The sequence below is a fragment of the Flavobacterium sp. 270 genome (assembly GCF_004368785.1).
Classification (GTDB): Bacteria; Bacteroidota; Bacteroidia; order Flavobacteriales; family Flavobacteriaceae; genus Flavobacterium.
On the sequence record NZ_SODM01000001.1, the window covers coordinates 1,137,396 to 1,149,384 of the forward strand.

7 protein-coding genes and 1 pseudogene are annotated in these 11,989 nt (G+C 34.4%); 4 read left to right on the forward strand and 4 right to left on the reverse strand.

Features of this window, described 5'->3' with window-relative positions; translation table 11 throughout:
• Window positions 1-2 precede the first annotated feature (2 nt).
• The 3 genes from EV144_RS04975 (at window position 3) to EV144_RS04985 (ending at window position 4,140) form a co-directional block, all read left to right on the forward strand.
• Complete coding sequence (locus EV144_RS04975) at window positions 3-629, forward strand: PolC-type DNA polymerase III (protein ID WP_134146706.1); 627 nt, start codon at window positions 3-5, stop codon at window positions 627-629.
• Between the two features lie 173 nt (window positions 630-802).
• Window positions 803-2,284, forward strand: a complete 1,482-nt coding sequence (locus EV144_RS04980) for an alkaline phosphatase PhoX (protein ID WP_134146708.1) — start codon at window positions 803-805, stop codon at window positions 2,282-2,284.
• Between the two features lie 68 nt (window positions 2,285-2,352).
• Window positions 2,353-4,140 carry a cytochrome-c peroxidase gene (locus EV144_RS04985; RefSeq protein WP_243854615.1) on the forward strand — a complete coding sequence of 596 codons (1,788 nt, stop codon included), beginning with the start codon at window positions 2,353-2,355 and terminating at the stop codon, window positions 4,138-4,140.
• 57 nt (window positions 4,141-4,197) lie between these two features.
• Here EV144_RS04985 and EV144_RS04990 read toward each other — a convergent pair whose 3' ends face one another.
• Window positions 4,198-4,776 (reverse strand): hypothetical protein, encoded by a 579-nt coding sequence (locus tag EV144_RS04990; protein WP_243854616.1) that lies wholly within the window; start codon window positions 4,774-4,776, stop codon window positions 4,198-4,200.
• A 3-nt stretch (window positions 4,777-4,779) separates the two neighbouring features.
• On the opposite strand from EV144_RS04990, the pseudogene EV144_RS04995 reads away from it, so the two are divergent.
• Window positions 4,780-5,748: pseudogene (locus tag EV144_RS04995) on the forward strand (AAA family ATPase); the annotation flags it as partial.
• Window positions 5,749-5,809: 61 nt separating this feature from the next.
• On the opposite strand, the gene EV144_RS05000 reads toward EV144_RS04995, so the two are convergent.
• The 3 genes from EV144_RS05000 to pncB all read right to left on the reverse strand — a co-directional run bounded on the left by EV144_RS05000 (window position 5,810) and on the right by pncB (window position 11,891).
• Window positions 5,810-8,530, reverse strand: a complete 2,721-nt coding sequence (locus EV144_RS05000) for a DNA gyrase/topoisomerase IV subunit A (RefSeq protein ID WP_134146710.1) — start codon at window positions 8,528-8,530, stop codon at window positions 5,810-5,812.
• Between the two features lie 155 nt (window positions 8,531-8,685).
• Window positions 8,686-10,554, reverse strand: a complete 1,869-nt coding sequence (locus tag EV144_RS05005; RefSeq protein WP_134146712.1) for a DNA topoisomerase IV subunit B — start codon at window positions 10,552-10,554, stop codon at window positions 8,686-8,688.
• 158 nt (window positions 10,555-10,712) lie between these two features.
• Window positions 10,713-11,891 carry a nicotinate phosphoribosyltransferase gene (pncB, locus tag EV144_RS05010; protein WP_134146714.1) on the reverse strand — a complete coding sequence of 393 codons (1,179 nt, stop codon included), beginning with the start codon at window positions 11,889-11,891 and terminating at the stop codon, window positions 10,713-10,715.
• Window positions 11,892-11,989: the final 98 nt, after the last annotated feature.

Below are 11,989 nucleotides of genomic sequence, written 5' to 3' on the forward strand. Positions count from 1 at the left end.
ATATGAGTTTATTTAATTTCTGGAAAAAAGAAGAAAATTTATTCGATGAACATATTACGATCGAAGAAACCCGTTTTGTGGTTTTAGATACCGAAACTACAGGTTTTGATTACGAAAATGATCGTATTTTGTGCATTGGCGCTTTAGTTTTACAAAACGGAAGTATCAATATTCAGGATAGTTTTGAACTTTATATTGAGCAGGATCATTATGATAAATCTACCGCACAGATTCATGGTATTTTAAAAGCCTTTGTCATTCAGCGTCCGAGTGAATTAGAGGCTTTGCAACAGTTTCTAGCTTTTTTAGGAGACTCGATAATTATAGCGCATCATACTGTTTTTGATGTCACGATGATTAATAAAGCCTTAGAAAGAAATGGACTTGCGGAATTGTCTAACAAAAGATTGGACACTGCTATTTTATATAAAAATACTTTAATTAAATCGCATTTGTTTGAACGCAAAGATCATTACACACTTGACGATCTTGCAGACAAATTTGATATTTCTAAAAAAGACAGACATACGGCTTTAGGGGACGCTTATATTACTGCTATTGCATTTCTAAAAATTGTAAAAAAACTAAAAGAAAAGAAAATTATTAATCTAAACCACCTTTTTAAATAAAGCCAAGATTATTTTTTAAGTTTTATTTATGAAGCTAAAATTTACATTTAATACCTAATATTTACATTTTAGTAATACATCCCTTATTATTTGTTAGCAATTATAAAAAATTAGCATAACATCGATTTCGTTATTGAATAATAGCTTTGTTTAAAAATAAAAAGCAAAGCATTATGAAAATTAATTTTTTAAAATCCGTAGCAATTCTAGGAATTACAGGTCTTTCTGTAATTGGTTGTCAAAATGATGACAATAAAGATTCGAACACTGTAAACGCTGAGATCGATTTTACATCAAATTCTAAAGTACCTCCATTTGTATATGCAATGAGTGGTTTTGAAAATCTTAAAATCAGTACGTTGATCAGTAGTGCAGATGTTTTACCACAGTCACCAACATTTGTTTATGGAGCACAGCCAGATGGAGCCGGACTTATGAAAAATCCAAACGGAGAAGGTTATATCATGATTACAAATCACGAAATAATACAATCTGTTTCTAGAGTTTATTTAGACAAAACCTTCAAACCTGTAAAAGGAGATTATCTTGTAGATGCAGTTGGTGGTATGACTCGTTTGTGTTCTGCAACTTTGGCAACTCCAGAAATTCACGGATTTGGTCCTATTTTTTTAACTGCCGGAGAAAGTGGTCAGGAAAGTATGGTACACGGAATTAATCCGTTAGGATTATCTACAGACAAAAGCAGAATGGATAGAGTTTTACCAGCTTTAGGAAAAGCGAGTATGGAAAACGCAGTGCCGTTGCCAAAAGAAGCTTATCCAGGAAAAACAATTATTCTTATTGGTGAAGATCAATCTTATGCAACGTCTCACGTAAGTGCAGGACAGTTGATTATGTACATGAGCAATACTGTTGGAGATTTATCAAACGGAAAATTATATGCTTTAAAAAGAACTGATGGAAATCAGGTAGAAACTACAATTAAGTTAAACAATTCATATCCAGTTTCTTTCGTTGAGATTCCGAACGCTAAAAACCTTACTGGTGCAGAAATTAATACGACAGTAAATGCTGCTGGAGCTATTCGTTTTTCTAGAGTTGAAGATGTTGATTACAGAAAAGGAAGCGCAAGCAACAACAGAGAAGTTTACTTTACTGCAACGGGACAGGCTACAGCAAATGCTCCAGTTGACGGATATACAATGTGGGGAAGAGTTTATAAATTGAAAATGGATGCAACAGATCCTTTAAAAGGGACTTTAGAATTGGCTGTAGAAGGTGACAGTACACCGGGAACAGGAATTATAAATCCTGATAACTTATGTGTTACAGAAAACTATGTTTACATTCAGGAAGATGGTGATAGTTATTATGCCGATGCAAAACACGATTCTTACATCTGGCAGTATAATATCGCATCAAAACAAAATAAACCGTGGTTAAATATGAATCACAAAAGAACTGATGCTGCCTGGAACGCTTTATACAACCAAGTTGGCGAAACAAAATTAGGAAGCTGGGAGTTTGGTGCTATGAATGACATTTCAGATTTAATCGGTGTTCCAAATACTTTTACAGTAAACATTCACCCTCATACCTGGCAGTTAGACGCATTTAAAAATGCAGATGGTTCTGGTACAAGCACTAACAAAGAAGGTGGACAAACTGTTATTATTAGAAACGTAGAGAAATAATTATTACAAGTCTTACTAATTCACGACCCTTATTTTTCTTAATAAGGGTTGTTTTTCTTTTTAATACTATGATGAAATTGAAACACTTTATTTCTCTTTTTTTACTTCTTTGTTTGTTATTTTCCTGCAAAGAAAATCAAGTTACAAAAGCTACCGTAAAACAAGATCTGTTTATTGATTTAAATAAATTAAACAATGAAATTGTACAATTTCAAAAAATTGTGAATGCCAACAAATCACAAAAAGAAATTGTAGAACAGTTTAAAAAATCCCGTCTGGCTTATAAAAAAGTAGAATGGGCTGTTGAATATTTCATTCCCGAAACGGCCAGATTTATGAATGGGCCGGCATTGGATGAAATGGAACTGGAAGAAAACAGATCTTTTGAACCGCATGGTTTTCAGGTTATAGAAGAACTTATTTACCCTGAGTATACTATTGAAAGTAAAGAAGATTTAGTGCGGGAAATTAAAATATTTGCTTCGAATATAAAACAGGTAAAAAATACTTTTGAGGTTATTACAATAAGTAATGATCATGTTTTAGACGGAATTCAGCAAAATGTTTTTAGAGTAATTGCTTTGGGAATTACCGGTTTTGACAGTCCAATTTTACAATCTTCAATTCCAGAAGCGGGCGCAAGTTTAATTAGCATTTCTAGTTATCTTGAAAAAATTAATGCCAACAGCAAAACACTTGCAGAATTAAAAAAGCTGACTCAAAAAGCACAGGAATATTGTTGGGCCAATACTAATTTCAACAACTTTAACAGGGCCGTTTTTATAACAGAATATCTCAATCCGATTTCTAAAAAATTAAAAGCTTTCCAGAAAGAAGAGAAGATAAAAAACATTAAAAAAAGCAGCCCGCTAAAACCAACAGCAGTAACGTTGTTTGACAAAGATGCATTTGATGTTAATGGTTTTGTTCTTTCTGAGGATTATAACTATACAGGCGATAAAGCTGTTTTGGGCGAAAAATTATTTTATGACCAAAAACTTTCTAAAAACAAAGACAGAAGTTGTGCAACCTGCCATCATCCGGAAAAAGCGTTTACAGATGGATTAAAAACAAATGTTTCGCTAAATGGCAGTAATCTAATGAGAAACACGCCTACCCTAACCTATGCTTCGCTACAAAACGCCCAATTTTGGGATATGCGACAGTTAGATTTAGAAAAACAAAGTATGGATGTGATTCAGAATAAAGACGAAATGCATGGTTCATTACAAGATATTCATGCTCAGATTTTATTGGATGATGGATATATCAAGCTTTTCAAAAAAGCCTATCCAAAAACAGCAAAGCCAGAAGCATGGCAAATTCAGAATGCGATTGCCAGTTATGTACGATCTTTAAATTCTTTTGATTCGAAGTTTGATCTTTATATGCGAGGACAACAAAATAACCTGACAAATCAGGAAATTGAAGGAATGAATCTTTTTATGGGAAAAGCAAAATGTGCAACCTGTCACTTTACTCCTCTCTTTAACGGAACTGTTCCGCCAAGTTATTCTAAAACAGAACATGAGGTGATAGGAATTCCAAAAGATATTTCCGGAAAATCCTTAAGTCCAGATACCGGACGCTATTTATATAATCAAATGCCTCAGTTGGTTGGAGCTTTCAAAACGCCAACATTGAGAAATGCTGCTATAACAGCACCATATATGCACAATGGTGTTTATAAAACCTTAGAAGAAGTTGTAGCTTTTTATAACAAAGGCGGTGGAAAAGGTTTAGGATATGCCGTAGACAATCAAACGCTTCCTTTTGATGAATTAAAATTGAATGTAAAAGAAGAAAAAGCATTAGTTGTCTTCATGAAAACCCTAACGGATAAAAGATACCAATAAAACCAAACTATATTATTACAAACAAAAACGCTGAGAATTTCTCAGCGTTTTTTATTCTTAGTTTTCTATAAACAAACGATACGGAAATACATTTGACGATCTGCTTTTTAAGTGTTTCATAAAGCTCTCGCACAAATAATCCCACTCCGTTGTAGATAATTTTTCTTTTTCTACCGAATTTGCTTTTATAAAAATATCAACCGTTCTACTGAATCCGGCCTTTAAAGAAATTTCTTTTCGCGTTCCTTTTTCAATTCTGACATCAGAAATTGTATTTTTAAAATGATTAAAACTCAATGCTTTTATATCGGCTGCGGTTACAATTCTTCCGTGTGTCAACAAAGCGTTGCGATACGCCAGAATTCGGTCTCTATTATTTTGCTTGTTTGTACCGCCTACAGTATTCGTCATTAAAGTTATCTGCCCGCTTACAAAAAACATATCGTCTGAAGATCCTAAAATTGTTCCAGCTTTTATATCATTTCCTTCTTCGGCGCAAGTTGACCAATAATTTATTCCAAATGATTTATTTGCAGATTCCGCATTTTTTGGTCGAATCATTAAATAGGGATCATTGTTTTTAGTGAAATTAGTTTCTTTGGCCTGTTGCTCTACCGAAGCGAGTAATTGGTTCATTTCACCGGAATTCCTGCAGGAAAATTAAAAGCAGAAGAAAAACAGAAACTCAACTCTATTGAACAAGTTTTAGCTCAGCGCGTTATCGGTCAAGATCACTGTATTGCAACTATTGCAGGTTCGATTTTAGAATCGCGCTCCGGATTAAGCAAAGCCGGACAACCCATTGCTTCTTTCTTCTTTCTAGGACCAACTGGAACTGGAAAAACGGAGCTTGCAAAAAGTCTGGCAGAATTTCTTTTTGATGATGAAAATGCCATCATCCGTTTTGATATGTCCGAGTTTAAGGAAGAACATTCTGCCGCGCTGTTGTATGGTGCGCCTCCGGGATATGTGGGTTATGAAGAAGGCGGCTTGCTAGTGAATAAAATCAGACAAAAACCATATTCCATAGTTTTATTTGATGAAATTGAGAAAGCACATACTTCTGTTTATGATGTTTTTCTTCAAATTATGGATGAAGGAAAACTGCATGATCGATTAGGAAAAGAAGGTGATTTTTCTAATGCTATCATTCTTTTTACATCAAATATTGGAGCAGATCATATTGTAGAAACTTTCAATCAAAATCAAATTCCGACACCAAGTTCTTTAATGGAAATTATGGCTAATTATTTTAGACCTGAGTTTTTAGGACGTCTGACCGAAATTATTCCGTTTGCTCCTATCAGTAAAGAAAATGCACTAAAAATATTTGAAATTCATCTTAAAAAAGAGTTTTTAGATTTACTAAAAACGATGAATATTACTGTTGAAATTCCGCTTGAAGCCAAACGTTTTCTTGCTGAAAATGGGTTTAATAATAAATATGGTGCAAGACCCATAAAAAGTATTATAAAAAGCCATTTGAGAAGACCGTTGGCTAAAAAAATCATTTCCGGAGAAGTAAGTGATGGTGATAAAATAATTGTTGCTATCGAAAACGGAGAAGTAAAATGGATAAAAGAAAATATTTTGGGAGTTACTATTTAAGTTAATATTAATTAACCGCATAAAAAAAACGCTGAGAAATTCTCAGCGTTTTTTGTTTATTTTAATCTAAAACCAAACCTATTTGACCGTCATCATCAAGTTCTGTTCCAACAGAATCTTCTTCTGGTAATTCTGGTTTTTCTGGAATTTCCTCTATTGGTTCTTCAAAAGGCAGTGGTTCTAATAAATTTACCTGTCTTAATTTATCAGCTGTTAATTGATTTCCTAAAGCTTTAAAACCTTTTACAGCAATAAAATCTTCAACATCAATATGTAAATCTTCTTTCTGAACTCCTTTCACTTTCGCAAAAACCAATTGCGCCATCGGACGATAATCTGTCGAAACGATTTCTAATTGCGAATTTGGATGATCTGTAATGAAACTTTCTTCTTTTCCTTCACTTTCCACAAGAAAACGTTTTAAGAAATAACGTTCTTTTTCTCCGTCGTAATAAATAGCCGAAATTGGTTTTTTCGGTTTCCATTTTTCCAGAACAATCATATCTTCATCAAAGTGCGTTGACAATTCAGGAATAATAACCTTCAATTTACCAGATTGGCTGATTACTAATATTTTATCACTTGGCTTAAATTCTCCCAATAATTCACCTCTTGCATCAACATTTAGACGTTTTACCGTATCATCAAACCAAACTTTTCTTGGAAGTAAGGTCGAAATTCCTTTCTCTTTTAATTCGATTTTCTTGATCGGATATTTAGTTACTAAATTTCCTTTTGAAGCTCGGCCTTTAATAGCCAAAGCAGCAAAATCTATATCGAATTTCAATTTCTTAATCGTTCCTATCTGGCGAAGTAAAATAGTAACTACCTCAGCTTCTCCGTTTGGATTATGAGAAAAATATACAACTTGCGAACCGTTTGTTCCGTTTGTCAAATCATAAGGTTTATCTCTTGTAACTCCCGTAACGTTGAAACGTTTAATATAAGACGGACCCGACTTTCCGTCACGATAAATCATATTGTAAATCGTGCGTTTATCGCTTTTGTCAAAAACGGCAATATGAATGATATCTTTACCCACAAACGTTTTGGCATCGACTTTTGTAATCATCATTTTACCATCTCGTAAAAACACAATTACATCATCAATATCCGAACAATCGGCTACGTATTCGTCTTTTTTCAAACTTGTTCCTACGAAACCTTCTTCTCTATTTACATACAGTTTTGTGTTTCTTAAAACCACTTTTGTAGCCTCAACATTATCAAAAACACGAAGTTCAGTTTGGCGTTCGCGACCTTTTCCGTATTTCTCTTTTAGTTTGGTGAAATAAGCAATGGCAAAATCAACTAGATGCTCTAAATGATGCTCTACTTCTTTCATTTCGTCTTCTAACCTTGCGATCAAATCATCGGCTTTATCAGAGTCGAAACGCGTAATACGAATCATCGGAATCTGCGTTAATCTTTGCAAATCATCATCGTTTATTTCTCTAACGAATAATTTTTTGAAAGGCTCAAATCGATCGTACAAGTATTTGTACAATGATTCTCTGTCTCCGTATAATTTAAAGTCAATGTACATTTCTTCACGAATGAAGATTTTTTCTAAAGTAGAAAAATGCCATTTATTTTTTAATTCTTCTAATTGAATTTCTAATTCCTGACGCAATAAATCAACGGTTCTTTCTGTCGAAATTTTCAACATATGAGAAACTCCGATAAATAACGGCTTATTGTCTTCGATAACACAACCTAAAGGCGCTACAGAAGTTTCGCAGGCTGTAAAAGCAAACAAAGCATCAATTGTTTTGTCTGGAGAAACGCCTGGGAAAAGATGAATTAAAATCTCAACGTCTGCCGCCGTATTGTCTTCAATTTTCTTGATTTTGATTTTACCTTTATCATTGGCTTTCAAAATACTATCAATCAAAGTTGTTGTATTGGTCGAGAACGGGATCTGCGTAATTACCAGAGTATTTTTGTCTAATTGGGCAATTTTAGCACGCACGCGCACACGTCCGCCACGCAATCCATCATTATAGTTGGATACATCTGCAATACCCTGCGTCATAAAATCCGGGTAAAGCGTAAATGGTTTTCCTTTTAATATTTTAATCGAAGCATCGATTAATTCGTTGAAGTTATGAGGCAAAACTTTCGTCGAAAGTCCAACCGCAATACCTTCTGCTCCTTGTGCCAAAAGCAACGGAAATTTTACCGGTAGATTATTTGGTTCTGCACGACGACCATCGTATGAAACACCCCAATCGGTAATTTTTGGAGAATACAAAACCTCTAAAGCAAACTTAGATAAACGCGCCTCGATATAACGCGAAGCCGCCGCACCGTCGCCTGTTAGTATATTTCCCCAGTTTCCCTGGCAGTCAATCAATAAATCTTTTTGGCCAATTTGCACCATTGCATCACCAATACTCGCATCTCCGTGTGGGTGATACTGCATGGTGTGGCCAACTACATTGGCAACTTTATTATAACGACCGTCATCCAACTCTTTAAGCGAGTGCATAATACGACGCTGTACAGGTTTAAAACCGTCTTCGATAGCAGGAACAGCACGCTCTAGAATTACGTACGAAGCATAGTCCAAAAACCAGTCTTTGTACATTCCGGTTACTTTCGTAATAACGTCTTCTCCTTCTTCTTCCTGATTTTCGTAAAAATGCTGTCCTTCAAATTGCTTAGCATCTACATCAATAATTTCGTCTGAATCATCGTCTTGATTTTCATCATTCTGATTTTCATCGTAATTATTTTCGTCTTCGTTTGGAATTATGTTATCGTCTTCTTCGTCTTTCATTTATTTTGATTCCGAAATTATTTATTTAACCTTACTATTTTCAATTGCATTCTGATTGTCTTTCTTTTTTAAACTTTTAATTATAAAAAAAGTAAGAGCAAAACTCAAAATGAACGCAATTATCATGTAAATCAATGTTTTCTTATTCATATTTTCTAAGCTTCTTCAAGTTCATCAATTTCTACCTTCAGATTCTTGATAATAAACTCTTGTCTGTCCGGCGTATTTTTTCCCATATAGAAAGATAATAATTGCTCTATCGACGTATTTTTATCCATCATAATTGGATCAAGGCGAATGGTATCTCCAATAAAGTTTTTGAACTCGTCTGGCGAAATCTCTCCTAAACCTTTAAATCGGGTGATTTCCGGTTTTGGTTTTAGTTTTTCTATCGCGTCTTTTCTTTCTTCTTCAGAATAACAGTAAATGGTTTCTTTTTTGTTTCGAACTCTGAAAAGTGGCGTTTGTAAAATATACAAATGTCCTTCTTTTATTAATTCTGGGAAAAACTGTAAAAAGAATGTAATCAACAACAAACGAATGTGCATTCCGTCGACATCGGCATCGGTTGCAATTACGATGTTATTGTATCGTAGTTTCTCTAATCCGTCTTCGATATCTAATGCGGCTTGAAGTAAATTGAATTCTTCGTTTTCATACACGATTTTTTTACTCATTCCGTATGAATTCAAAGGCTTACCACGTAAACTAAAAACGGCTTGCGTATTTACGTCGCGCGACTTTGTAATTGATCCCGAAGCCGAATCTCCCTCAGTAATAAAAAGTGTACTTTCTAAATTTCTTGGGTTTTTGGTATCTGGAAGATGCGCGCGGCAATCTCTTAATTTTTTATTATGAAGATTGGCTTTTTTAGCACGGTCTGTGGCCAGTTTTCTAATTCCTGATAACTCTTTACGCTCGCGTTCTGCCTGAAGGATTTTACGCAATAAGGCTTCTGCTGTCTGTGTATTTTTGTGTAAATAATTATCAAGTTTAGTTTTAACAAAATCATTTACAAAAGTACGAACAGAAACTGCCGGTGTTCCATCATCAGAACCCATATCTGTAGAACCTAATTTGGTTTTGGTCTGAGACTCAAAAACCGGTTCCATTACTTTAATACTAATCGCACTTACAATGGATTTACGAACGTCTGATGCTTCAAAGTTTTTATTGTAAAACTCACGAATGGTTTTTACAATTGCTTCTCTGTAAGCCGCTAAGTGCGTTCCTCCCTGCGTGGTGTTCTGACCGTTTACAAAAGAGTGATATTCTTCGCTGTATTGTGTTTTACTGTGCGTTAGGGCGATTTCGATATCGTGATCTTTCAAATGAATAATCGGATATTCTAAATCTTCTTCATTAATGGTTTCTTCTAATAAATCACGAAGACCATTTTCTGAAATGTATTTTTCGCCATTAAAAATAATCGTCAATCCATTGTTTAGGTAACAATAGTTTTTGACCATTTTAATAACATATTCTAAACGGAATTTAAAGTTTTTAAAGATCGATTCGTCTGGCGTAAAAGTGACTTTTGTTCCTTTACGTTTTGTAGTATCGATAACATCTTCTTCCTGAACCAGGTTTCCTGCAGAGAATTCTGCAGCTTTTTGTTTATCGTCACGAACAGATTCTACACGGAAATAATCAGACAAAGCATTTACGGCTTTTGTTCCGACACCGTTAAGACCAACTGATTTCTGAAAAGCTTTAGAATCGTACTTTCCTCCGGTGTTCATTTTCGAAACTACATCGACTACTTTACCCAACGGAATTCCACGTCCGTAATCACGAACAGAAACTGTTTTGTCTTTTATTGTTACCTCAATAGTTTTTCCGGCACCCATAACGAATTCATCGATACAGTTGTCAAGAACCTCTTTTAAAAGAATATAAATACCATCATCCGGTGATGATCCGTCCCCTAATTTCCCGATGTACATACCCGGACGCATACGAATATGTTCCTTCCAATCGAGTGAACGAATATTATCTTCGTTGTATTGATTTTGCTCTAGCATAAATGAATTAGGATTTTTGGCTAATGTACCATTTCTCATCAAAAAATAAAAGCGTATTTCTTTTTTGTTATGAATAATAACAGTTTAAAATCTATTTAAATTGATTTTAAAAAAATACAACAGCTAAAAATATAAAAAATCAGTTATTTTACAAAAAATTAAGATTTAATTCCAAGTACTTCTTTTGCCAGCGCAATCATTTCGGGAGTTCCCGTATTTTTATTTTTTTCGTCAGAAAGCTTAACAACACCTTGCCATTGTCCGTGATCCGGTTTTGTTTCTGTTAATTTTATCACCATATTCATAGCCGGAAGTCCAACATCGTTGGTAAAATTGGTTCCGATTCCGAAAGACATTTTTATTTTATCTTTGCAAAAATCGGAGATGATTTTTACTTTATCAAAATTGAGTGAGTCAGAAAAAACTATCGTCTTAGATTTTGGGTCAATTCCCATTTTAACGTAATGCGAAATCACTTTCTGGGCAAATTCTACAGGATCGCCGCTGTCGTGTCTTACGCCGTCAAAAAGTTTAGAATATTTTTTATCAAACTGGTTGAAAAATATATCTGTTGTATAAGTATCCGTTAGTGCAATTCCGAGGTCGCCGCCGTACACTTGCGTCCAATGTTCGAGTCCGATTGCGTTTGCAACTTTAAAACCATATTGCGCCGCATGAAACATAAACCATTCGTGCGCATGAGTTCCCAGCGGACGTTTATCATTGACCATTGCAAAGTGCACATTGCTTGTTCCGATAAAACTTTCTGAGCCAAAAGTTCGAAGTGTTTCGTTTACCAAAACATGAACATCATAAGAATGGCGACGTCTCGTGCCGAATTCTAAAATAGAAACGCCTAATTTATTGTAATTATCAATTTTAGATTTTGTGATTTCTTTTATCTTTTCATCGTGCAGACGAATTAAATGATTGGCTTTGTAAAATAGCTCCGAAATTAAAGCCATTAATGGTACTTCCCACAAAATAGTTCTGTACCAAAATCCTTCAATTGTTACTTTTATTTCTGAACCTTCCTGTGTGATTGTAATTTCAGAAGGATCATAGCGATAACCTTGCAGGAAGTCTAAATAAGTAGGATCAAGATACGGACAATATTTTGCCAGATACTGTTTTTCGTCTTTTGTTAATCGTAAATCAGCCATTGCATTGACCGAGGTTCGAAGTAAATTGGCAAATCCCGGTGGGAAAATATGTTTACCGCGATTTATAAATCCATAACGAACTTTTGCCTTTGGAAAAAGCTTTATTACAGCATGCTGCATTGTAAATTTATAGAAATCGTTGTCTAAGATTGATTTCAGGAAAGTTGATTCCATAAGTACTAACTTTTATACACTTATTGCTAAGATACGGCAATAAGACAGAAGAAAGAAAATAAGAAATTACTTTAACAAACAGTTTGAGAATTTTATTT